This window comes from Peribacillus simplex NBRC 15720 = DSM 1321 (assembly GCF_002243645.1).
GTDB lineage: Bacteria > Bacillota > Bacilli > Bacillales > DSM-1321 > Peribacillus > Peribacillus simplex.
The window spans coordinates 83,125-107,874 of the sequence record NZ_CP017704.1 but is presented as its reverse complement, the minus strand read 5'-3'; the positions used below and the strand labels follow the sequence as shown (position 1 = coordinate 107,874).

General features: G+C 41.5%; 23 protein-coding genes. 20 read left to right on the top strand and 3 right to left on the bottom strand.

Annotation, left to right across the window (positions count from 1 at the left end; genetic code table 11):
• Position 1: 1 nt before the first annotated feature.
• Both BS1321_RS00515 and BS1321_RS00510 read left to right on the top strand, forming a co-directional pair.
• Positions 2 to 724, top strand: coding sequence for a GntR family transcriptional regulator (locus BS1321_RS00515; protein ID WP_063233586.1), 723 nt, complete (start codon positions 2 to 4; stop codon positions 722 to 724).
• A 56-nt stretch (positions 725 to 780) separates the two neighbouring features.
• On the top strand, positions 781 to 2,106 hold the full coding sequence (locus BS1321_RS00510; RefSeq protein WP_063233587.1) for a GntT/GntP/DsdX family permease: 1,326 nt from the start codon (positions 781 to 783) through the stop codon (positions 2,104 to 2,106).
• Between the two features lie 221 nt (positions 2,107 to 2,327).
• Here the strand turns inward: BS1321_RS00510 and yppF are convergent, their stop codons facing one another.
• The 3 genes from yppF to BS1321_RS27230 form a co-directional block, all read right to left on the bottom strand.
• Entirely contained in the window at positions 2,328 to 2,510 is a 183-nt protein-coding gene (yppF, locus tag BS1321_RS00505; RefSeq protein ID WP_081112928.1) for a YppF family protein, read from the bottom strand.
• 325 nt (positions 2,511 to 2,835) lie between these two features.
• The gene (locus tag BS1321_RS00500) at positions 2,836 to 4,125 is read right to left on the bottom strand and encodes an MFS transporter (protein ID WP_063233588.1); all 1,290 of its coding nucleotides are present in this window, start codon (positions 4,123 to 4,125) and stop codon (positions 2,836 to 2,838) included.
• A gap of 1,127 nt (positions 4,126 to 5,252) precedes the next feature.
• Positions 5,253 to 5,492 (bottom strand): hypothetical protein, encoded by a 240-nt coding sequence (locus BS1321_RS27230; RefSeq protein WP_144480028.1) that lies wholly within the window; start codon positions 5,490 to 5,492, stop codon positions 5,253 to 5,255.
• Between the two features lie 140 nt (positions 5,493 to 5,632).
• Here BS1321_RS27230 and BS1321_RS00490 point away from each other — a divergent pair, with 140 nt between their 5' ends.
• The 18 genes from BS1321_RS00490 (at position 5,633) to BS1321_RS00405 (ending at position 24,732) form a co-directional block, all read left to right on the top strand.
• Positions 5,633 to 6,448 (top strand): IclR family transcriptional regulator, encoded by an 816-nt coding sequence (locus BS1321_RS00490; protein ID WP_063233590.1) that lies wholly within the window; start codon positions 5,633 to 5,635, stop codon positions 6,446 to 6,448.
• A 275-nt stretch (positions 6,449 to 6,723) separates the two neighbouring features.
• Positions 6,724 to 7,257 (top strand): cupin domain-containing protein, encoded by a 534-nt coding sequence (locus tag BS1321_RS00485; RefSeq protein ID WP_063233591.1) that lies wholly within the window; start codon positions 6,724 to 6,726, stop codon positions 7,255 to 7,257.
• Between the two features lie 120 nt (positions 7,258 to 7,377).
• Positions 7,378 to 8,316 (top strand): VOC family protein, encoded by a 939-nt coding sequence (locus BS1321_RS00480; RefSeq protein WP_063233592.1) that lies wholly within the window; start codon positions 7,378 to 7,380, stop codon positions 8,314 to 8,316.
• A gap of 99 nt (positions 8,317 to 8,415) precedes the next feature.
• On the top strand, positions 8,416 to 9,207 hold the full coding sequence (locus tag BS1321_RS00475) for an SDR family oxidoreductase (RefSeq protein ID WP_063233593.1): 792 nt from the start codon (positions 8,416 to 8,418) through the stop codon (positions 9,205 to 9,207).
• Between the two features lie 26 nt (positions 9,208 to 9,233).
• Positions 9,234 to 10,922, top strand: a complete 1,689-nt coding sequence (locus tag BS1321_RS00470; RefSeq protein WP_063233594.1) for a thiamine pyrophosphate-binding protein — start codon at positions 9,234 to 9,236, stop codon at positions 10,920 to 10,922.
• A gap of 12 nt (positions 10,923 to 10,934) precedes the next feature.
• Positions 10,935 to 12,380, top strand: a complete 1,446-nt coding sequence (locus BS1321_RS00465) for an aldehyde dehydrogenase family protein (RefSeq protein WP_063233595.1) — start codon at positions 10,935 to 10,937, stop codon at positions 12,378 to 12,380.
• 16 nt (positions 12,381 to 12,396) lie between these two features.
• Positions 12,397 to 13,182 (top strand): aspartate dehydrogenase, encoded by a 786-nt coding sequence (gene nadX, locus BS1321_RS00460; RefSeq protein ID WP_063233596.1) that lies wholly within the window; start codon positions 12,397 to 12,399, stop codon positions 13,180 to 13,182.
• A 38-nt stretch (positions 13,183 to 13,220) separates the two neighbouring features.
• Complete coding sequence (locus tag BS1321_RS00455) at positions 13,221 to 14,522, top strand: aromatic ring-hydroxylating oxygenase subunit alpha (protein ID WP_063233597.1); 1,302 nt, start codon at positions 13,221 to 13,223, stop codon at positions 14,520 to 14,522.
• A gap of 21 nt (positions 14,523 to 14,543) precedes the next feature.
• Positions 14,544 to 15,053, top strand: coding sequence for an aromatic-ring-hydroxylating dioxygenase subunit beta (locus BS1321_RS00450; RefSeq protein ID WP_063233598.1), 510 nt, complete (start codon positions 14,544 to 14,546; stop codon positions 15,051 to 15,053).
• A 42-nt stretch (positions 15,054 to 15,095) separates the two neighbouring features.
• On the top strand, positions 15,096 to 15,884 hold the full coding sequence (locus BS1321_RS00445; protein WP_230162429.1) for an SDR family NAD(P)-dependent oxidoreductase: 789 nt from the start codon (positions 15,096 to 15,098) through the stop codon (positions 15,882 to 15,884).
• Between the two features lie 40 nt (positions 15,885 to 15,924).
• Positions 15,925 to 16,884 carry a VOC family protein gene (locus BS1321_RS00440; RefSeq protein WP_063233599.1) on the top strand — a complete coding sequence of 320 codons (960 nt, stop codon included), beginning with the start codon at positions 15,925 to 15,927 and terminating at the stop codon, positions 16,882 to 16,884.
• 342 nt (positions 16,885 to 17,226) lie between these two features.
• On the top strand, positions 17,227 to 17,739 hold the full coding sequence (locus BS1321_RS00435) for an SRPBCC family protein (RefSeq protein WP_157732787.1): 513 nt from the start codon (positions 17,227 to 17,229) through the stop codon (positions 17,737 to 17,739).
• Between the two features lie 103 nt (positions 17,740 to 17,842).
• Complete coding sequence (locus BS1321_RS00430) at positions 17,843 to 18,673, top strand: FAD binding domain-containing protein (protein ID WP_198319685.1); 831 nt, start codon at positions 17,843 to 17,845, stop codon at positions 18,671 to 18,673.
• Positions 18,673 to 19,149: a (2Fe-2S)-binding protein gene (locus tag BS1321_RS00425; RefSeq protein WP_063233602.1), complete on the top strand. Its 477-nt coding sequence runs from the start codon at positions 18,673 to 18,675 to the stop codon at positions 19,147 to 19,149. The genes BS1321_RS00430 and BS1321_RS00425 overlap by 1 nt, the downstream gene beginning before the upstream one ends.
• 13 nt (positions 19,150 to 19,162) lie before the next feature.
• Positions 19,163 to 21,541 carry a xanthine dehydrogenase family protein molybdopterin-binding subunit gene (locus BS1321_RS00420; RefSeq protein ID WP_063233603.1) on the top strand — a complete coding sequence of 793 codons (2,379 nt, stop codon included), beginning with the start codon at positions 19,163 to 19,165 and terminating at the stop codon, positions 21,539 to 21,541.
• Between the two features lie 143 nt (positions 21,542 to 21,684).
• Positions 21,685 to 22,959, top strand: a complete 1,275-nt coding sequence (locus tag BS1321_RS00415; RefSeq protein ID WP_063233604.1) for an MFS transporter — start codon at positions 21,685 to 21,687, stop codon at positions 22,957 to 22,959.
• A gap of 122 nt (positions 22,960 to 23,081) precedes the next feature.
• Entirely contained in the window at positions 23,082 to 24,131 is a 1,050-nt protein-coding gene (locus BS1321_RS00410) for an XdhC family protein (RefSeq protein ID WP_063233605.1), read from the top strand.
• Positions 24,124 to 24,732, top strand: coding sequence for a nucleotidyltransferase family protein (locus BS1321_RS00405; protein ID WP_063233606.1), 609 nt, complete (start codon positions 24,124 to 24,126; stop codon positions 24,730 to 24,732). The genes BS1321_RS00410 and BS1321_RS00405 overlap by 8 nt, the downstream gene beginning before the upstream one ends.
• The last annotated feature ends 18 nt before the right edge of the window (positions 24,733 to 24,750 follow it).

Sequence of the window (24,750 nt, the reverse complement as noted above, 5' to 3'; positions counted from 1 at the left end):
AATGAATGTGAACAGAAAAAATGGACCGATGTATTTACAGATAAAAGAAATATTGAAGGATCGTATTTTACATGGGGTTTATGCCATCGACACAAACATTCCCTCTGAGCCTCTTTTGGAAGAAGAATTTAACGTAAGTAAGGTCACTGTCCGTAATGCAATCAAAGAACTCGTGCAAGAGGGGTATGTTGAAAAGAAAAGCGGCAAAGGCACTAGAGTCATAGCTAATGGTTCGATTGTCAAACTTTCCAAAGGAAAGCGTTTCACAGAGCTGTTGGTGGAGGAAGGGCACTCCATTTTAAAAAAGGTGTTAAACATAAGTCATGTTGACCTTTCTTCAGACTCTAAGCTGCAACCTTTATTTGGTGACCATTGCATAAGTATTGAACGGATATATTTATTGGACAATGAACCTTATATTTACTTTACACATTATGTTTCACTTGATATAAACCAAGAAGAGATAAAAGAGGTCCAAATCAATTCTTTGTACCGCTTTTTGGAAGATCAAAACCTTAAACTTGAAACATTCAGAGATGAGTTTGCCGTTGCTATCGCTCCGGATCACATTTGCGAAACACTGAAAATCGAAAACAATAGTCCAGTACTAAAAAGAATTCGGATTTCCAGTGATGGGGACGGAAATGTTATGGAATACAGTGAAGGGTATTACAATACGGCTAAACAGAACTACATTGTGACATATAACGAGCCGGTACAATAATCCCATTTATTGTATTGGTTTGAATGTAAGCGATTTCTTAGGGGTGGGGAGAACATATGGATCTATATTTATTAGGAATCACGCTGATAGCAATCGTAATTGTTATTTTGGGGGTATCATGGTGGAAATGGCATGCATTCATTAGCTTGACTGTAGCCAGTTTATTTTTAGCGGTTTTTTCTGGACTGCCAATGGACAAGATTGTTGGAGCTTATGAAACGGGTGTCGGAGCGGTCCTTGGTCACCTTATTGGAATATTGGCCTTAGGGACCATCTTAGGAAAGATGATGTCCGACTCTGGAGCTGGTATGCAGGTTGCTGACTTTTTCATTAATAAATTCGGCGTGAAAAACCTGCCATGGGCCATGCTTTTATCTGGTTTCATCATCGGCATTCCGGTATTTTTCGAGGTTGGTCTAGTAATATTGCTGCCTTTGGTCATTTCCATTCGGAAATCAACCAAAGTGAATATCTTGTTAATTGGTATTCCAGTACTTGCTGGTTTATCGATCGTACATGGGCTGGTACCTCCGCATCCGGGAGCCATGACAGCTATAGGAATCTATAATGCTAATATGGGACACGTACTTCTGTACTCATTGATCATCGCATTCCCGACTGCTGTAATTGCGGGACCACTATTCGCAAAATGGATTCATAAACGGGTTATTCCTGTTGGAGAACCGGAATTGATCCGGGTGGAAACAAAATCAAGTGGCTTACCAGGCACTGGAGTTTCGTTCTTCATCATCCTTTTGCCTGTATTGTTGATGGTTTTAACTGTTGTGGCGCCTTATCTGCCGATACCGGGTTCCATTGAAAAATTCTTATTATTTATCGGAAGTCCAGTGATCGCTCTATTAATCTCCTGTTTTGCAGCTTACTATTTCTTGGGCTACAGACAGGGAATGGATAAATCACTAATTAAAAAGTTGACGGAAGAATGCTTATTGCCATTAGCTTCCATAATCCTTATTATCGGTGCTGGCGGAGGATTCAAGCAAATTTTAATTGATAGTGGCGTTGGCACTGCAATTGCTTCAATGTCTGAAGAAATTTCTTTATCACCAATCGTTCTTGCATTCCTTGTTGCAGGATTGATTCGGATTGCCACAGGTTCTGCAACCGTCGCTTTGACCACAGCAGCAGGTATTGTTTCACCGGTCGTTGCCAATATGACGGGTGTTAATCTAGAATTGCTCGTTATTGCCACGGGCGCAGGGTCACTTATGTTTTCCCATGTTAATGATGCCGGTTTCTGGTTAGTAAAGGAATATATGGGATTAACCGTTAAAGAAACATTCAAAACATGGACAGTCATGGAAACCTTACTATCCTTCGTGGCATTCGGTTTGGTTTTAATTTTGGATATATTCATTTAGTAAAAAATAAAGGTCTGAATAAGTGGCATTTACCTCCTTGGTCTGTCTTGGGGTGAGACAGATCAAGGAGGCTTTTATTTAGTTATGAACATACTGGGGAGGGATTTATTCTCTAAGTAAATGACTGGCTGGCTTAGCTCTTAAAGATAGGCCGATTGCGGAAATCAGAAACAAAAGTCATTCAGAATTGGAAGTAGGTTGACTGTGACAAGGGTGTAGTTTCATCCAGAAGATGTTTGTTTTGCTCCTCGAAGATATAAGTCCTGACAGAGACTTCTATATTGAAAGATCGACAGCTTTCCGTTTACATATTCATTCTGAATATAATCCAGCAATTCATTGGCATGGTTAGGCTTTTGACGTTTTTCCTGAATATAATGGAGGATTAAAACTTCTATATTCACACACTCACCTTACTTGACAAGTATTTTTTTCCTTTAACAATATAACATGGGTATTCAAAAAAATATCATTTTTTGAATATTTTAACTATCGACATATTTATACAAATAAAGGAATGATTCGGGCTAAAGATGGAGAATTGAAAAAAAAATTATCGGGATATGCAAAAAAAGAGCGATACCTACTGGTATGGGCTCTTTCTAACTTTTATTCTACCGTTTTGCTTTTAAGTGAGCTCAAGAAAAAACCCTTGAAAATTCAAGGGTTGGATAGTTCATCAAAGTGATAAAAAAAATGTTGGTCCTGATTTTACAAGGGGCTTAAGCTTCATACTTGTATCTTTTGTACAGGTATAGGTGATAAGCGCAGCTCTGCGGCTTCTCTCTTAATGGAGAATAAATAAGCTCCCAAACCTAAGATGGCTGCAAAAATCAGCATGGCGATCGACGTACTGAAGTCCCCGCCAGACAAGTCACGAAGCCATCCCATGATATAGCTCGAAAAGCCGCCCATGATATTCGTGAATCCAATTAGACCAGCGGCTCGTCCTGCCGTTTCAGGTGTTGAGTATTTTACCATGAGCATATTACTTAGATGGAACACACCGCCTTGACAGCCCATAGCCAGTCCCATACATAGTCCTGCCAAAATAGGATTGGGGATGAAGATCGCTACAGCTAGAAAGACAGCCGTCAATGAAAATAGAATCGTGGCCATCAAACTTGGACGTCTGGTTTTGTCAGCCAGAAAACCGCATGCCAAGACAAATCCTAAAGCGAATAGCCAGGAAATTGAAGTAATGCTCGACATTCCTTCCTTTTCGAATCCTTTTGCCTCAATGAGGTAGGTAGGAAGCCAAATGCTGATTCCGAAAAATAAGAAAGAGCATACGAGCATGCCGAACCAAACAATCCAGAAACGATAATCTTGGGCGAAACTCTTATTCTCGGAGGTGGCGGTTTCTTTCACTTCATCATCCGTTTGGCGAATGAAAGCCAATTCCTCCTTACTTATACGGGGGTGCTCTTCTGGTGTATTCCGCGTCAAGAAGATGAACATCGGGATATTTATAAATAAGTTGAATGCCGCAAGCATAAAGAAAGCTGCTTGCCAGTGGAGTAAAGATATTACGAGCACCAAAACAACGGCTCCCATTGCCGGACCTAAATAGTTTCCGGTAAGCCATGATGCCTGGGCCCTGCCCAATTCGCGTTTATTAAACCAGTTAGAAATGAATTTTCCGGAAACTGGAATCATCATCCCTTCACCAAAACCAAGAATTACCCTGCTGATTAAAAACATTTCATATGAATTTGCCATGCCTGACATAATCATCGTGAGTGTCCAAACGAATAAACCAGCGATGGCTGTTTTTCGGGCACCTAATTTATCAATGATGAAGCCCCAAAAAAGGTTTGAAACTCCATAAGCAATGGTGAATACAAAAGATAGAAGACCGATCTTTGCATTTTTGTCATCGCCTGTCATACCGAGTGCATGTAAGAATTCTGGATCTGTTTGAATGATGGAAATGCCAACCTTATCAATTTGTCCAAAAAACCAAAAGAAAAAAATTGGAACGGCAATATACAACCATCTTTTTTGCCCATTTAACATAATACCATCTCCTTGTCGCTTTTTAGCATTCCTAAAAACGCTTACCCTTGAGTATAAGTGTTTTAAGGTTATCTCTTTAGAAAGGTACTAGTTTAGATTTTTCATTTAAGAACTTTATCCCGCCTTTCTTTAAAGTATTGAAAGATAAAAAAACAACGGTAATGTTTTGTAAGGAAAACAAAGTTTCACTTTCTTAACGATAAATTAAAATAATTTGATTGTCAATTTAATATTTTGATAATTTTCTATTTTAGGAATAAACAATTTATAAGCGCTTTCAATTTGAAAATCGAACTCCGTTGCATCCTTTTGTACTTTTTTTGAGAAACATTTAATCAAATGAGTGGGTGGACCTCTAACGGACTTAAAATGGAAGTAGATTTAATCTTTTGTGTCAAAAAAACTAATTATTATCAAATTATTAAAAATTCTGACTTGTTGATATTGAATTTAAAATCAGGAAAATCTATAATTCATTTATATTGTTTTATATATGAAATACTTAATATGGAAAAAAACATGATTTGGCAGAAAATATCGATGTAGTAAAATTCTTTATTTGTTTTTACTTGTAAAATTGGTTATCTTTGGTTATGTTGGGCTTTTCTATCGATACGTCAATTAAGCTAGGTCTTCCAAATAGTTTTATATATGTAAATATGCTTTAATTGACACATATACACTATTCTATTTAAACATGAAGAGTAAAGGGTAGAAAGGGATGCCAATTAGCCAATTAGTAGAATGCCCGATTCATTATCTGGAATAGGGATAAGGAAAAGCGCTTGTTATCCTGCATGGTTTGGAAAACAAGGAGATACCAGCTCGGTCAGATGAATGAAGAATTTAGAGTAATTGCATAGGGATGCACCAGGGTTCGGTGAAAGTTCTGATCCAAAAGAAGAATTTCAGGATTTTTCTCAGTTTGCAGATATATTGAAAGAATTCCGTGAAAGTTTAGTCTGCAGTCGGTATACCTGCTCGGCAATTGCTCGATTCTACTAGCCGTATTCCGGAAGTTGTGAAGGCGTTGATCATATCTGATGCGACACGTGGGGCAGCTGTTGTTAGTATGGAAGAAAGTAAACGGAAACATCTGTATAGATTACAATCCATCGAAACGTGAATCAGAAGAACATGCATAGCAGAGGGCAGTGCGCTACCGACGCCAAATGTTTCTGTCTAGAAGGAAGCGAAACAATATTGCCGCAAGTGCTTCCCTCAGGATACCGGTCATTTTCCTTCTCTTTATCAAATTTAAACCAAATGGACATCCTATCTTCAATATCTGTCCCGATGTTATCAGCAGGATCCAGGGATGTTACGGATGCTAAAGACAACAGGTTTGCAACTATTGAAGTATGCATCAAAAACATTCACCAAATGAACTTCCAGAAAAAAATGTACATATACTGCAAGTTCTTCTTTCAAGGTATGAAGAAAGCTTTACTGAATGGGTTATAGTCAGGAGAAAATGAGATTTATTCACAACGGGGGGAATACTCAAATGGCAAGCGAAGAAAAAGAGAAAGAGAAATATAGTGCTAATTCATTGGTTAGAGGGTTGGAAATCATTAAGCTCTTTAATGAAGTACAGCCAAGTTTATCTCTTTCAGAAATTGCAAAACAACTGGGAGTAAGCAGAACGGTACCGTATCGTTTATTATTCACATTACAAAATATTGGTTATTTGTCTCAGGATGAACATACCAAACGTTATAGTTTAACGCCAAAGGTTCTTGAATTGGGATTCAGCTATTTGAATAGCTTGAAATTCCAGGAAATTGTCCAACCTTATATGGAGACCTTGCGTGATGAAATCGGAGCCTCCTGCCATCTGTCCATTTTGGATGGACAGGAAGTTGTTTATGTTGGAAGTGCCCCAATAAGAGGTGTATCCGCTGTCAATGTGAACATAGGTTTGCGGCTGCCGGCACATGCTTTGGCCAATGGGAAATTACTATTGGCATATCAACCGAAAGAAATGCTAATGCAAATGTTCAAAATCTCAAACCTAACTCCTTATACAGACAAAACACTCACCGCGCCGGGTGAATTTCAAAAACAGCTGGAATTGATTCGGCAAAATGGTTATTCGATGACAAGCGGGGAATTCCACCCTGGCATCCGTTCTGTTGCCGCTCCGATTTTTGACAGGACTGGGAAAGTATTGGCTGCCTTGAATGTCGTGGCAACAGAGTCTGCTTACCAGGAAGATTTCATCGATAAAATTGCCTTGCCGAAACTTTTGGAAGTTTCTCGGCAGTTATCCGTTTATATGGGATATAGTGGGGTAAAGCTGTATCAACACGAAGATGTCTGAACATGCTTGAGTGCCAATCTATTAATAATTGAATATCTTTCGAAAGTGTGGATCTCCCATTAGGGTATCCACACTTTTTTTCGTTAGGGAAATCTAATCGTTACAAGATTATCCCAAAGCGGTGAGCGTTCGGATTATAAAAATAGTTTTAAATATTCTAAAAACTCATTGACAATGAAGCGGTTTCATTTTAGACTTAATTCATAGACAAAACACTGTTTTGCTTATAAAACATAAAGTGGTTTAGAAACAACAAATAGGGGAGGAATTTTAAAATGACAAAAGAAGCTTTTTCAGTGAAGGAATTTGAAAAAAAATATGTTGCCCGATTGAAAGACCGTTCGCTTGATTGGAATGTCTTGAAGTTCCAAGAAGAAATCGATCCCGCTTATAGACGTGCACAGATGAGATATATCGGACGTGGTGCCACTGCCAATAACGATACGAATGTAATTGCAGGTGAACATTTCACTTTAAGTACAATGGTGCTTCCTCCAGGATGTATTGGTCCTTTACACCTTCACGACGATGTTGAAGAAGTGTTTTTCATTCTTGAGGGAGAAGTCACTGCATTAATTCAAGAGGATAGCTACAGTGAAGTGCATGAAATTAAATTAAGTGCGAGAGACTGTATCAGCAGCCCACCAGGTGTTTATCGGGGAATTAGGAATGACGGGGATGTGGAGGCGCGCATGCTCGTGATGTTAGGGGCAGTGAAGCCTAACTTACCGACATATCCTGAAGGCAGTGACCTGGAAGAACTGCGTAAACAACGCTCTAAAGAAAGAGAAGCCATCATTAAAGACTGATCATTTAGCCGAAAAGGGCACCTGCATTATGAAAATTAATGAGGCGCCCTTTTCGATTAGATTGTTAAATATGGCCCAATGCAAATTATCTAAAGGGCTAAATTATGGGAGGTATAAAAAATGCTTGGGATTACTCATTTACGACATATAAGCATGATAACTCCGAATTTCGACGATCAAGCAGAGTTTTATGAAAAGGTTTGGGGATTGGATAGAGTGGATGTTCCGGAAGAGGAGAATACGGTTTATTTCCGCGGGGCTGGACCGGAACATCATATTTTAAGCCTTCACAAGGGAGAAAAACGAGGTTTGCATCATATAGCTTTTGGCATGGTCGATAAAAATGCGGTGGATCGTGCAGCTGGGATATTACAATCGAAGGGCGTTCGAATTATTGAACCACCTGGATATTTGGATGAAGCAGGTGCCGGTTATGGCCTGCGGTTTATTGATCCGGAAAACCGCGTAATTGAGCTCTCGGCTTGGGTGGAAGTACAAACGAGTATTTGGAGCAAGAAAAATGTTGATCCAGTGAAACTGAATCATGTTGTAATGAACACGAAGAACTTAGATATGATCGTTGAGTTTTATACGAATGTACTTGGTTTTAAAGTTACTGATTGGAGTGAGCACCAAATGTCATTCCTGCGGTGCAACAGGAAGCATCACTCCATTGCCTTCAATCAAGATGAGCATGCGTCAGTCAATCATATCGCATACGAAGTCGATTCGGTGGATGAACTGATGCGAGGAATAAGCAATGTGCGAAAAGCGGGCTTGTCAGAACTTTGGGGACCTGGACGTCATGGGCCTGGAGACAATATTTTCTGTTATTTTCAAGACCCAGGCGGTTTTGTAATGGAGTATACATGTTACCTGGAAACGATCGAAGATGAATCTGAGTGGAGAGCACGTGTATGGAAACGGGTCCCGCATTTAATGGATCAGTGGGGGATTGCAGGGCCGCCGAAACCTGAAGCCCGCAAAGCAATGGGAGGAGATCCTGATCCGGGCTGGGTTGATTCTCATATAGATGATTCAGTCATGGCGGAAAAATGAGGAGGATTTTTATTTCCTCCCATTATTCTTGCGCGTAGTTAGCTTCTTCTATATTAAAGGACAGCGTTTAAGGAAAAGCTTTGAAAAGGAGTGATGAGAGTGGATTTAGGATTGCAAGGAAAAGTTGCTGTCATTATGGGCGGCACGTCGGGCGTGGGATTAAAAACAGCAGAAATGTTTTTAGCTGAAGGAGCGAAAGTGGCTATATGCGGCAGAAGTACAGAGCGTATGGAAAGTGCACAAAGTCAATTGCTCTCATTTGGTGATAAGGCAGATATTTTTGCATCAACATGTGATGTCACCTCAAAATCGGATGTGGATTCTTTCATTAATGGTACCGCTGAGAGGTTTGGTGGAATCGATATATTAGTGAATGCAGCCGGTCAAAGCGTGATGGGTCACTTTTTTGACATAACGGATGAGCAGTGGGAAGAACAGATTCAGTTAAAGTTCTTTGCCATTATATATGCCGTTCGTGCTTCACATCCTCATTTAGTGAAAAGGGGAGGAGGGCGGATTATTAATATTAATGCAACGCTTGCTAAAGAACCTGAACGTCATATGGTAGCGACTGCAGCAGCAAGGGCTGGTCTCCTTAATTTAAGCAAAACCTTGTCCCAGGAATTGGCCTTTGACAATATATTGGTTAATTCAGTGAGTCTTGGATTGATCCGGACCGATCAATGGGAGCGAAGAAGATTGAAAAATGCGCCTGATATGGACCCTGAAGAGTATTACGGAGACCTTGCGAAAAAACGGAATATCCCTCTCGGCCGCGTAGGGGAAGCGGAAGAAGTGGCCAGTGTCATTGTTTTCCTTGCTTCAGACAAAGCAAGTTATGTAGCGGGTTCGACGATTGAGACGGCAGGAGCGATCGGAAAGGCACTTTAAATTTATTAAAAAGGTAGGATTATGCGATGAAAATACATGAAGAAATAGAGTTTACGACCGCCGATTCCATCGTAAAGGAGCTGGTTCAAGCAGGAGTGGAAGCTGCTTTCGGGATTGTCAGTATTCACAATATGCCCATCTATGATGCAATTCTTAGAGAAGGTAGCATCAAACTCATTTGTTCACGCGGTGAAAGCGGTGCCGTCAATATGGCTGATGGATATGCCCGCGCCACTGGGAAATTGGGTGTAGTGATTACCAGTACCGGAACAGGGGCAGGTAATGCTGCTGGTTCACTAGTGGAAGCTTGGGCAGCAGGTGTCCCCCTTCTGCATCTTACCGGTGAGGTGGCTTCTTCTTACCTTGGTACAGGCAAAGGGTACATACATGAGTGTAAAGACCAGCTTTCAATGATGAGCGGAGCTTGTAAAAATGCAGTGAGGCTTAGAAACCCTGAGCAATCTGCAGCAGTAGTAAGGAAGGCGATCCAAGAAGCGTTAACTGCACCAACGGGACCGGTTACACTGGAAATTCCCATTGATTATCAATCGGCGATCATAGAAGATCTTTCACTTGAAGGGCTGCCGGCTTCAACATCTGCAACAAATCCAACGCCATTTATTCCCGAACAAGCTGTGCAAAAAATGGTTGGCGCACGCCGTCCTGTAATATGGGCAGGAGGCGGAGTCATCAGTGCCAATGCTTCGCAAGAGCTGCAAAAATTGGCGGAAATCCTTGGTGCAGCGGTTATAACCAGTCAGTCAGGAAAAGGTTCGATCCCAGAAAACCATGAACAATGCATAGGTCATTTTGCGGCATATGAAACAACAAAAGAGTTTTTAAGAAATGCAGATTTATTGATTAGCGTAGGTGTAAGGTTTAGAGGGAATGAAACATCCAACTGGAAAGTGCCGGTGCCGGAAGAACATATAGCGATCGATGCGGATTGGCAGGCCATTAACCGGAACTATAAAGCCACAATAGGTTTGGTTGGCGATGCAAAAGATATGCTAGCTGCCATCATTCAAAAGCTCGAAGGAAATTCAGTTCATGCGGAGCCTTCTTATTTACAAGAAGTCCTTTCGCTTAGAAATGAAGTGCGCACTCAACTCAGGGAAACGCTTGGACCTTTTGAGCAATTTGTAGATGGCATGAGGGAGATATTGCCTGACGATACCATTCTAGTTCGTGACGTAACCGTACAGGCAAACGTTTGGGGCAGCCGTTTATTTGAAATCTATGAACCGAGAACATCCATTCATGCTTCAGGCGGCGGAATTGGTCAAGGTCTTCCAACTGCGATCGGTGCCCAAATGGGATGTCAAGATAAAACCGTCGTTCTTATGGCTGGAGACGGTGGGTTTATGGTGAATGTCGGGGAAATGGTCACAGCAGCCGAAGAAAACTTACCAGTGATCATCGTATTGTTCGATGACTCAGGCTATGGGGTCCTTCGCAATATTCAAACAGCCGCATATGGCCGGCAGGTAGCCGTGGATTTATTGAGTCCTGATTTTGTGAAACTGGCTGAGTCCATGCATTTTGATGCAGTCCGTATTGGTTCTGGAGATGAATTCATATCCGAACTGAAAAAGGCAAAGGAAAGACGTAAACCTTCAATGATCGTTGTTGATATGGAAACTGTGGGGCCAATGGCCAAGCCATTTGGCGGACCGCCAGGAGCTGCAGAAGCATTCAAGCCTAAAAAACTATAAGGAGGATTGAGAATGATTTCGACATACCCATTGGTTTCAGGAAAATACCTAGTTAATGGAGAATGGATAGAATCGACGGAAAAAGTCGATGTAGTAAATCCGGCAAATACATCGGAAGTAGTTGGACAGGTGGCAAAATGCTCTGAAGAAATCGTGAATGACGCGATTGAAGCGGCAGAAAATGCTTTTGAAACGTGGTCTCGCTCTGATATCGAGGAACGGGCTAATCGAATGAACACTGCGGCAGAAGAACTTTCAAAAGTAATCGAGGAAAATGTTACAGTGTTTGTACGTGAAAATGGCAAAACACTTGTGGAAGCTAAAAAGGATTTACTGCGCTGTGTTGAAGTCATGAAGGGCTGTGCAGCAGAGTTACTTGATTGGTGGAAGCCTGAAGTGCTCCCAGGAAATCAAAAAGTCCAAATCCGAAGAAGGGCAAGAGGTGTCACGGCAATAATCACACCGTGGAATTCTCCGATGATATTAACATTTAAAAGAGTCATACCTGCTGTTTTGGCAGGCAATGCCGTTGTCGTAAAACCTGCAACGAATTGTCCTTTAACGATAATGACCTGTTTAAAAGTAGTTGCTGAACATTTTCCTCCTGGAGTCATCAATATAGTCTCTGGATCAGGAAAAGCAATCGGCGACACGCTATGTTCCGATTCACGCGTACGGACATTGGCGTTTGTCGGAAGTACGGAAACCGGAAAAGATATCATGCAGAAATCAGCTGGAAATCTACAAAAAGTATATATGGAACTTGGCGGCAATGATCCTGCCATCATTTTGGAAGATGCCAATATGGATGAAGCGGCTATCAAACGTTTGAGGATGGGGATTTTACGAGCAGCGGGTCAGGTCTGTTCTGCTGTAAAACGAGTGTACGTCCAAGAATCACGTTTTGATGAGGTTGTGGAAAAGCTGACCAAAGAGTTTAGCCGGATGGTAATCGGTGATGGCATACAGCCTGATGTTACTATGGGTCCATTGAATAATAAAGCACAATATGACTTTGTGAATGGCTTGATCGAACGTACCGCTAAGTCAGGAGGAAATATAATCACAACTGGAATTCAGCTGAATCCTGAAACTTGGGATAAAGGTTATTATATGCTTCCTTCCATTATTACTGGCGTCGATCAGCAGAGCGAATTGGTTCGGGTAGAACAATTCGGACCCATCATTCCAATTTTACCTTTCAATGATATTGATGAAGCTGTAAAATTAGCGAATGATAGTGAGTTTGCCCTGCGTGCATCTGTTTGGACCGAGAATGAAGATATCGCTGTCGAAATGGCAGATCGCCTTGAAGCTGGTGCGGTTTTCCATAATAATCATACCGTTTTCAGCGACTTGGCTCTGGATTTCCCTGGCTTAAAAGAAAGTGGTGTTTCTCGGGAAACAAGGCATTGCGGGCTGGAATTCTTTGCGGACTCATACGGGTTTGCTGATTGAGGAAGGATGAAACTACATGAAGTTAGGTTTAATCGGATGCGGTAATATCGGTAAGTTTCTGCTTCAGGCAATTAATAACGACGGGCTTCTTCCAGGTGGGAAAATCGTTGCGATTTATGCCCGCCGTGAAGAAGTCGCGGCACAACTAGCTGAAGAATTCAGGACACAGTCATATAGTGATGTCGACGAACTCCTTAAATCCGATGTGGATTTAGTCATAGAGGCTGCAACGATTGAAGCAGCTGAAGAGTATGCATTAAAAGTGCTTAAAAGCGGGAAGGATCTCTTGCTAAGCAGCATAGGCGTGATGGCGAATTCTGCCTTTGAAGAACATTCAAACCAGATTTGCAAAATTAATAACGTGAATATTCTCCTTCCGTCTGGTGCGATTGGAGGTCTCGATGTACTTAAATCGGCAAAAGCGGTGAATGGCCTTGAATCTGTTTGCATCACCACAAGAAAACCGCCAAATGCATTGCCAGCAGGTTCTTCAGTGACAGAAGAAACGGTATTATTTGAAGGATCTGCTGCAGAAGCGATCAAACAGTTTCCGAGAAACATTAATGTTGCGATTGTACTGTCTATGGCTGGTCTTGGATCTGAAAAGACGAAAGTGAAAATCATTGCCGATCCAAAAGTGTTAAAAAACATTCACCTGATAGAAGCGTCAGGTTCGTTCGGGAAACTAAAACTGGAAGTGGAAAATGATCCGATGCCAAATAATCCGAAAACGAGTTATCTAGCGGCATTAAGTGTTTTGGCTACTCTGCAAAATAAGGAAAAGAGCGTTCAAATCGGTTAAAGAATTATGATGTAAAGCTTGGAAGGGAGAGAAAAAGTATGCTTAAAACTGAAAAATCCTTAGAAGAAATGTCGAAACAGCAAGTTGTTAACTATTTGAACGAAACGGTTAAACCAGAGGAAGGCGTTATACCTGCATACCTCCTTGGTGACCCAAAGGTTTATGATATAGAACATGAAAAAGTGTTTTTGAAAACATGGGTTTTTATCGGTCATGATTCTGAGGTACCCAACAAAGGAGACTTCATAACCCGTGAACTAGCTGGCTACTCGCTCATCATTACTCGTGATGGTGAAGGGGAAATCAGGGCGTTTTATAATATGTGCACCCATCGCGGAATGAAACTATGCCGTGCAGATAAAGGGAACAAGTCATTATTTACGTGTCCCTACCATGGATTTAATTTTAAAAACACTGGTGAGCTCGTGGGGGTTCCATTACAAAAGGATATATATGGGGGCACCCTTGACCGGTCGGAAATGGGCCTTCACAAAGTGAAGCTTGAATCCTATAAAGGTCTTTTATTTGGAACTTGGAATGAAGATGCAGAGCCACTTGAAGAGTTTCTTGGAGACATTAAATGGTATTTGGATATACTCGTAGGACGTGCAGAAATGGAAGTTATCGGGGTCCCGCAAAGATTCATTGTTAATTCGAACTGGAAAGTTGGTTCCGATAACTTTGTTGGTGATTCCTATCACACGATGGTCACACACGGTTCCATTGCAAAACTGGGCATGGTGCCCAATGCTACCTATTCAAAGCGTGGTTTTCAAATCCATACGGAAAACGGGCATGGACTAAACTTAGGGACACCTAACCCTGACTTCGCTTTCCCGGAAGAATTGAAAGATGAATTTAAAAATAATTTGTCTGAAGAACAATATGAAGTGTTATCAAACTTAAAGAATATGATTGGGAATGTTTTCCCTAACTTATCATTTTTAATATCCCATACTAAAATCAAAGACCAATTCATCTCCAACACTTCAATTAGAATGTGGCGGCCAATCGGTCACAATAAAATGGAAGTGATCGCTTGGATGCTCGTGGAAAAGAACGCCTCCCAAGATTGGAAAGATAGATCAAGAGATTCATTTATCTTGACATTTAGCCCATCCGGTATTTTCGAACAGGATGATACGGAAGTGTTTACGGATATTACTGAAGCAGCCCAAGGCCCAATGCCTTTCCTAAAGAATCTAACCTACAATTATACAATGGGTCTTCATCGTGAACCAGTTGATTTTATAGGACCTGGTGTTGCTTACGATGATAAATTCACTGAAGCGAGCCAGCGGAATTTTTACAAGTACTGGCTGGAATTAATGACGAAATGATAAGCGGGAGGGGGAACGGAAATGAATGTGGAGAAAATGTTGCTCAAATGTGAATTTGAACAGTGGCTGTATGATGAAGCTCAATTACTGGATGATATTGAATTTGATGATTGGTTCGATCTAATGCACCCGAGCTTGCGTTATCAAATGCCTGTACGTGTTAATAAAGAAGGGGTGGAACGCCCGGATTATTCAACGGACATGTTTACATTTAATGATGATATTGAGCTGCTGAGACTGCGCGTGGATCGTTTGAAAACGGATTATGCTTGGGCGGAAATACCGCCATCAAGAACACGGCGTTTTGTCTCTAATGTACGCGTTAAAGACTATGTTGAAGGTGAAAAGGCTGTCGTTAAGAGCTATCTGCTTATCTATCGAAGCCGCAGCACGGATATTCAACATGATTTGATTTCGGGGGAACGAAATGATGAATTCATTTTCGAAGAAGGTAAATGGAAACTTTCCAAACGGATATTCATTGTTGATCAATCAACGATAAATACCAGAAATCTTGCTATCTTCGTATAATATTGACTTGGATAAAAAGAGATAACAAGGAGGCTGGTTACAATGGCAATGGCGTTAAAGGATAAAGTAGTGTTGATTACCGGAGGCAATTCAGGTATCGGAGAGGCTGTCACTAGACGTTTTATACAAGAAGGGGCAAAAGTCAGCATTATCGGCCGCTCGATAGAAACGCTAAAGAAAATGAAAGAGGAATTTGGTGAAGAGATTCTCATTAACCAAGGCGATGTAAGCAAATATGAAGACAATGAGAGGGCTGTCCAGGCCACTGTCAAGCAATTTGGAAAGCTGGATGTTTTCGTTGCTAATGCAGGAGTCTTTGATGGGTTTGCTAAATTTGCCGAAGTAACTCCCGATGCACTTTCCGAAGCATATGATTTTCTGATCGATATTAACGTTAAAGGATCTTTCTTCGGTGCTAAAGCCGCTCTTAAAGAACTGCAAAAATCAAATGGCAATATTATTTTCACCGTATCCGGTGCTAGTTTTTATCCGGATGGCGGCGGGGTTTGGTACACAGCAAGCAAGCATGCCCAAATAGGGTTGATGCGCCAACTTGCCTTTGAACTTGCTCCTAACATTAGGGTGAATGCTGTAGCGCCTGGTGGCACTCTGACAGCTTTATCGGTCATTCCTCCCCTACGTCCATTCGTTAAAATCGTGGATAATGAAACGAAGGCAAATAGCATAAAAAAAAGAAACCCTCTTCAGCTTGCACAGATGCCCGAAGATCATGTAGCTGCATATGTCCTGTTAGCATCGGACGCGGCGCGTGCAATTACCGGCGAAGTCATCTCCAGTGATGGAGGATTGTCAGTTCGCGGACTGGGTTGAGTTCATAACAAAATAAACTATGGGAAGAAGGTTTATAAGTATGGCTGAATCGCTATTGGGAAATAGGAATATTAATCAACTCGCATTTGTTGTAAAAGATATTGAAGCTGCTAATCTAGCTTTCACAAGACTGCTAGGCATTAAGAAGGCAGAACCATTTCTAACTGGTGACAGTGCTGTTTCGAAAGTCACTTTTAGAGGTGTACCAACGGAATCCCAATCCAAACTGGCTTTTCTGAATACACCAACTGTCCAATTTGAACTAATAGAACCCGATAAAAATCCAGGAACGATGCGTGAGTTCCTGGATGAAGTAGGTGAAGGGATCCACCATATAGCTTTTGATGTAGACTCTATCCAAAAGAGGCTGCCAATCATGGAGAAAAGTGGATACCCGGCTCTGCAAACGGGTGAATTCACTTCAAGTGACGGTCGATATGTATATGTGGATACACTAGATAATCACAAAACGTTAGTTGAACTGCTTGAAAGTGTAGAGCCAAGAAAAACGGAATGGGAAAGTCCAGAAGATGCAAGCGTTCAGCCGCTATTAGGGACTAACAAAGTGGAACAACTTGCGTTAGTTGTAAAAGACCTGGATGCGGCTGCAGATGCATATTGTAAGTTGTTGGGTATTGAAAAACCTCCCATCATACATTCTGGTTCAACCGAAATCACAAACGTGATTTACAAAGGGAAGCCCACCGAAGGAAACTCGAAATATATGTTCATCGATACTCCGTTAATTCAAATTGAATTGATCGAGCCGGGCGAATCACCCAGTACGTGGAAAGATCATCTTGAAACATATGGTGAGGGTGTTCACCATATCTCTTTTGTCATTAAAGACATGGAGGCTAAAATGAAGATGTTAGAAGAAATGGGCTATCCGGTGATACAGACAGGAAACTTTTTTAACGGAAAAGGCCGATATGCCTATATGGATACAACATCGACCTATAAAGTGATTATTGAATTGCTAGAACGTTTTGATGAGTAAACCTATACCAATTGATCATCAAGAAGTGTTCCTGATGCAATTGTGTGAGCACTAGGCACGTACATAATGGGGAATAATGCACCCCTGCAGTCATAAATCGGAACCTATCCATTTTCTCACCGAATCAGTGGATTAACTTCCTGGATAAGTGAAAACCGTAAATGCATATACAAGGCAATGGGCAGGAAGGAGACTTCAACCATGGCCTTGTACAGTGAATGAAAGTGAAATAGTTAGAAACAAACGAAAAACTTATTGACAAATAATTCAGAATATTAATATTATTGAAAGTAGTTAGCAGCTTGGAAAATTTTTTAAACTAAGGTGTATACATGTATGCAGGTGGATATATTATTTTGGAGCAAAAAAGGTTTTAAAAAATTTTACAATCGGGGGCGAAGAGAATTGGAGATATCCGGAAAAATAAACTTTGATTATAGTGCAGAAGTGATTTGGGAAGCCATGCATAATCCGGAATTACTCAAGAATGCTATTCCAGGATGTAAAGACCTTTCATTAGTTGCTGATGGCGAATATGATGTTGAACTTAAGCTTGGTGTTGCAGCTGTAAAAGGTGACTATATGGGAAAGGTGAAATTGAAGGATTTAGAAGTGCCTTATCAGTATATTTTAAATGCTGAAGGCAGCGGGAAGCCAGGTTTTGTTTCTGCTGAAATGGACTGCAAAATAATTCCAGATAGTGATGGTTGTCAATTAATTTGGGAATGTAAGGCGGATATAGGTGGAATGATCGCTGGTGTGGGTAGCAGGGTCATTGGTGGTATTGCAAAATTCATGGCAGGTAAATTCTTTAAAGATATGGAGAAACAGTTAAAAACTCATCAAAGGATTTGAAGTCGGTCATTCAAACCCATTTAAAAGGTGAATTACGAATGGAGGGGTTCCTATCAAACCAGCTACGTTTAATTACCTTCGGCCTTCGAGTTTGGAGGAAGCGGTGCACTATTTATCAGAATACGGGGAAGATGCGAAAGTGTTATCCGGAGGACAAAGTTTGATTCCATTATTGAATATGAGACTTTCAACGCCAAAATACCTGATTGATATAGGCAGGACTGGAGGGTTGAACTATATACAAGAAGATGGTGAATCACTGGTCATCGGTGCTTTGACGAAACATAGGGATATAGAAAAATCCGAGTTGGTTAAGGAAAAGTGTCCATTGCTATCGGAAGCGATCCGGTGGGTAGGCCATGAACAAATACGTAATCGGGGAACTGTTGGTGGCAGCATCGCCCATGGTGATCCATCTGCGGAGTTACCATGCGTTTTAACGGCCTTAAGAGGAGAAATAGTCATTGCTGATGTAAACGGCGAAGAAATAGTAAGCCCTGAAGAGTTCTTCCTTACCTATATGCTTACATCCTTACAGCCGGATCAATTGGTTAAAGAGATTCGGTTCCCGATAATAAAGCCGACTAGTGGATCGGCATTTGTTGAAGTGGCTAGAAGGCATGGGGATTTTGGTCTGGTTGAGGTGGCTGCAGTAGTGGAGTTAAATGAAGCTGGAGGTTTTTCTGAGGTTAAATTAGCCATTGGTGGCGTGAATTCCGTTCCAACACCTTTAGTGGATGTGGAGAGGCTTTTGGTTGGAAAGGAGCCGACTGAAGAAATTTATAAGGAGGCAAGTGATTTAACAATGAAGATGGTCGAACCTGAATCCGATCTCCATGGTACTGCTGAATATAGAAGGGAACTATCTGGTACGATGGTCATCCGTGCCTTAAAGCAAGCGACCATTCGTGCACAAGGGGGCAGGGTGATGTGATGGATGGAGTTAAGATAAATCTAAAAGTAAACGGACAAGTTATATCGAAGGAAGTAGACGCTAGATTGCTATTATCGGATTTTATCAGGGAGAACTTGTTACTTACTGGAACACATATTGGCTGTGAACATGGAGTTTGCGGAGCTTGTACAATCCATGTTAACGGTGATGCAGTCCGCTCATGTTTAATGCTTGCAGTCCAAGCGGATGGATGTGAAGTCAAGACTGTGGAGTCACTTATCCAGGAGAGTGGGGAACTTAATCACCTACAGCAAGCTTTTTCTGATAATCATGCCCTGCAATGCGGATTTTGTACACCGGGATTTTTGATGACGGTTTCAAGTTTTCTGGAAGAAAATTCGAATCCAAGTGAAGAAGAAATAAGAAAATGCATTTCAGGAAATTTATGTCGATGCACCGGTTACTCCAACATTATTAAAGCTGTGAAGCAGGCTGCCCAAACTGTGTCCAATTAAGGAGGGAACAGGTATGACAAAATACGTTGGTCAAAGTGTTAAGCGGAAGGAAGATTATCGTTTGGTTACAGGTACAGGGCAATTCGTGGGAGATATCCGAATGGCAAATATGGTTGAAGCAGTCTTTGTCCGCAGCACACATGCACATGCCACAATCAAAGAGATTGATATCTCCGAAGCTCAGGCATTGGAAGGAGTGCATGCCATTCTCACCGGAATGGATATAGATGGGATAATAAAGCCTCTTGTCCAATTTGAATCACATTGTGCTTTGCCTCCCAATCTAGAGGAAGCGATCAATCCCACTATCCATTATTGTTATGAAGATGTCCTGGCCAAGAATAAGGTGATGTATGTAGGGCAACCCCTTGCAGTCGTCGTTGCAGAAAACAGGTATTTGGCCGAAGATGCAGCAGATTTGATAAAAGTGGAATATGAAACGTTACCAGTAGTTGTCGATCCATTCAAGTCATTGGAAAAAGGCGCACCATTGATTCAAGAGCACTTACAGAATAACGTCCAGTCAGATTTCCATGTTACGACAGGGAATGTTGTACAGTCGCTTAAAGATGCAGATCATATTCTAAAGGCAAGAATCCAAACGCCTAGAGTTTCTTCCAACCCGCTCGAAACGAGGGGTGTCGTTTCCATCTATGAAAACCGTACCGATCAATTGCATGTTTATTCTTCCACTCAACTTCCTTTTGAAATTAGAACTTATATTGCTAGATTATTGGATTTGGTTGAACAGCAAATCAGGGTGACTGCACCAGACGTAGGTGGTGGTTTCGGACCAAAAGGTGGGGTTCACCCAGAAGAAATTATAATCCCATATCTATCCAAGTTATTGAAGAGACCTGTCAAGTGGATTGAAGACCGTCTAGAACATTTGACCAGTGCCCGCCATTCACGGGATCAAACCCATGATGTTGAGGTTGCTTATAACCGGGACGGCACTATTTTGGGAATTAAAGATCACTTTATAATAGATAGTGGCGCCGTCAATTATTTCGGATTAACATGTGCCTACAATAGTGCCTACCATCTAAGGGGAGCATATAAGATTCCAAACTATGATGTTACTTGCCAGATTGTCTTAACGAATAAAACACCAAATGTTCCATTTCGGGGAGCAGGGAGACCAGAGGTAGTTTTCGTAATGGATAGAATTATCGATATGGTCGCTAGAAGGTTGAAAAAAGATCCAGTGGAAGTAATGCGGAAGAACATGATCCAAGCGGAGGATATGCCTTATGACCAAGGGATTTTGGTTAAAGATGGTGCAAAGCTGATTTATGATAGCGGGGACTATCCCGCTGCACTGGATCAAGGTTTGAAAATGGTCGATTATGAAGGATTTAGAGAGCAGCAAAAAGAGTTGAAGAAGCAAGGAAAACTAGTCGGTGTCGGCATTTCCACTTATGTAGAAGGAACCGGTGCAGGTCCATTCGAAAGTGCCTATGTCACCATTGATGGTTCCGGTCAGGTTGTGGCATACCTTGGAGCATCCCCACAGGGGCAGGGTCACGAAACGGTATTCTCCCAAATCTGTGCGGATGAATTAATGCTTAGCCCAAATGAAATTACAATAAGGGTCGGGGATACAACAAACTTGGCCTTTGGTGCCGGAACGTACGCAAGCCGGAGTGCAGTAAATGCTGGATCGGCCATTCAAGTTGCTTCAGCGAAATTAAGGGAAAAAGTATTGGCGGTCGCAGCTGCCATGCTTGAAGTTGAAACCGCAGATTTACAAATGGAAAAAGGTAAAGTCTTTGGTAAGACCGAACCTGAAAAATGTGTGACCTATAAGGAAATTTCGGAAGCGGCACGTCCAGGAAACAGATGCAAGGTGCCTGTTGGAATGGAACCTGGCCTGCAAGTCACACATTACTTCGTTCCGCCCACTGTTACTTTTTCTTCGTCCGTCCACATTGCCATGGTGGAAGTGGATAAGGAAACAGGTTTTGTCGAGTTGAAGGGTTATAGTGTGGTTCATGACGCAGGAAAGGTCATCAATCCAATGATCGTAGATGGTCAAGTGCAGGGTGGCATAGCCCAGGGAATTGGGGCAGCTTTATATGAAGAAGTCGTTTACGATGAGAAAGGTCAACTTTTGACCGGTTCTTATATGGATTATTTATTGCCGACTTCCATGGAGATACCGTCTGTTGAAAAGTCCCATCAAGAATTCCTCTCTACCAGAAATCCACTCGGTATCAAGGGAGTAGGCGAAGGCGGAGCCATTTCCCCTCCTGCAGCCATAGCGAATGCTGTCGTTGATGCGCTCGATCCATTAGAAATCACGATCAATCAATTGCCCATTAGTCCAAGTAAACTTCGTAATTGGATTAAGGAAGCTGAAACGAAAAAGTACAAAATCGAAATAAGTTAAAGAATTCATTAGCGGTTCAGAATTCATTTGTTGGTGGATTATACCCTATGCCATTACAGAAGAAAAGACGAGCATGAAAATGGAAGGTGTAAATAGGGGATTACACTCGTTACGACATTTCATGATAATAGGGGCTGATTTTTTTGAATAATTTAAATCCACAACTGCATGATCCATCGAGCAAAATGACGAATACGCGTTGGTTCTTCACGGCCTTTCCTTTGCTTGTTCTTTTCACTGTTTCCATGATGGATAAGGCGAATATTAACGTTTTACTTGCAAACAAGCCCTTTCTAACTGATTTGGGCATTGATGGTAACTTAGTGAAAGGAACACTTAGCAGCATATTTTTAGTGACTTATGCTTTTGGTCAATTAGCTTGGGGTTTCATCGTTGATAAGATAGGTGCACTGCGCAGCGGATTCATTGGGATCGCTCTATGGGCATTTGCGATGGTTTTAGGTGGAATGGCCGATTCCATTAGTGCGATTTTATGGTCCAGGGCCATATTGGGAATCGGTGAAGGTGTCCTTTATCCAATGGCATTGAAATTAACCTCAAGCTGGTTCCCGCAAAATGAACAAGCAAAGGCACAGACAACTTGGTATAACGGAAATGCGATAGGACCAGTTCTAGGGCTTCCGCTAATAGCAATCATAGCGTCCACATATGGTTGGAGGGAAAGTTACTTTATACTTGCGGCATTATCTGTCGTATGTTTGATTTTATTTGTGATCATGACAAGAGATAATCCGGCTAAGCATTATGCGGTAAATTCAATGGAATTAAACTATATTCAAAGTAATCAAAAAGTGGGGAAAACTCCAACCGCAAGTAAAGATAATGTTAAAGCGGTTCTTACGAGTCAGATGTTCTGGATCTTAACGATTGTTTATTCTTGCATTTCCATAGCCTATTATGGAATTTCCACCTTTTTACCAAGTTATTTGACAGAGGAAAAAGGGATTGCTTTTGTAAATTCCGCTGTTATAAATGCCGGTGGATTCGCATTAGCCATTGTTGTACAAATGGTGGCTGGGTTTCTCTCTGATCGATTCATGAAGAGAGCGATTTTTGTAGGCGGGGCATGCGGGCTTATCATCGTTTTCATGCTTTTCTCGCTTTTCACTACTAACAGCACAGTTGCGGCCGTTTTGAGCATTTTATTGATAGGTCTTTTGTTTATGCCAGCTGCCCTGACCATGACCATGCTTCACCGTGTCGCTTCGTCCGAGGTAATGGGGAGCATCAGTGGGGTTTTCGGCTGTGTATCTTACCTAATTGCAGCTCTTGGACCAATGGTTGTCGGTTTATTCAGTCAAATGAGCGGTTCATATAATGGCGGGTTTATTGCCCTTTTATGTTTTGTTGCCCTCTCCCTTTTCTTAAGTGTTTTCTTAGTCAGAAAAGGATATTAGTGCTTTGATTTAAATCATTGAAATGAATAATGGGGGAGAGAGACAAATAGGGTATTTTCTATTTGTCTCCCTTTTTCTGTTTCCAAATATGTGAATGCCAGATTTAGAGGAGGGTGTTAAGGATGTCAAGGTTACAAGAATTAAAAGATGTATTGAAAAATATATGTTCCGCATGGGAGCGGCACGAAAAAGCAGCCATGGTCATGCAAATAGGTGTAAAGGGTTCAGCATACAGACTTCCAGGTGCAAAAATGATGATGGCATCGGACAGTCGTATGTTTGGCACGATAAGTGGCGGATGTTTGGAAAGCGATTTATATGGCTGGGCGGAAAAAGCTATGGAAACCAATACCTGCGTTACTCACCAATATGACTTAAGCGAGAATGAAATTTGGGGGTTGGGAATAGGATGCAAAGGTATATTGGATATATTTATCCTCCCTATTGAGCCAAATGACGAATTCTGGATGATGACAAATCAAGTTGTCCAGAAAGGGCAGAAATTCACCATGATATTGGATGTATCCTCTGGTAAAGGTTTAATCGTCGATAAATATGGTAACCTCATTGGGAATCCTGAAAGTGTGCCTTCTGAGGTAGTTGAAAAAGCAAGGCTGGTAATGGATACACAAACTCGAGCGGAATTGATGAATCTGGAGGGAAAACGATATCTAATTGATGCTATAAAGCCCAGTGAGCACTTGATTATTGCTGGGGCTGGCAAGGATGCTGTTCCAGTTGTCGAATTGGCAGCAAAAGCTGGTTTTTCCGTAACGGTATTGGATTCACGTAAGAATTTCAATAATGATCGCTTGTTTCCTTTGGCTTCGAATTTGCAAAAATGCCCAGATGAAATAGACCCTTCTGACTTTACTGGATCATGGTGGGTAGTCATGAATCATATCCAGTCCTTAGATGAGAAAACCTTACAAGTGGCTTTGAAAAGTGACCCACGATATATTGGGGTGCTTGGTCCAATCTCCCGTACAACGGAAATGCTCAATACAATTGGAGAAGACTTCAACAGCGGTCCAATCCACTCACCAATTGGTTTGGATATCGGTGCAGAAACGATGGAGGAAGTTGCACTAAGTATTGTGTCGGAATTGATGTCGGTTAGAAATGGAAGAATTCCTGCACCCTTGCATGGCAAAGTGAAAATTCATGCCTAAAATAGGCGCGATCATACTTGCGGCAGGCATGTCGATTCGAATGGGCGAACCTAAACTGTTACTTCCTTTACGGGGACAACCTCTATTTCGGCATGCCATTGATTCTATCCTTGGCAGTTCCATGCAGCCCCTTTATTTGGTTGCCGGTAAATATATAGAAGAAATCCGTCAACATAGTGAAGATTATCCAGGATTGAAGATTATTCATAATCCGAATTATGCAGATGGAATGTCCACTTCTCTAAAACTTGGAATTCAATCCATCAAAGAACATGTGGATGCAGTCATGATTTTTCTTGCGGATCAGCCCCTTATTTCCCGTGACGTCATACAAGCTTTAATAGAAAAATATATAGAGTGTAAAGATGATGGAGTACGGATCGTTCGACCCAAATATAAAGGAGAGGCAGGACATCCGATACTAGTGGATGCAGTAATACTCAAAGAATTTCATTCAATAGAAGGTGATCAAGGGGGTAAAAGCATCATCCAAAAATATGATGCGATGACTGAGACCGTTTCTTTTGACAATTCGATGTGGGGATTTGACATTGACACGCCTGAAGACTACCTTAAAGTGAAATTACATTTAAAATCATAATGGAAACATTGAAATAAC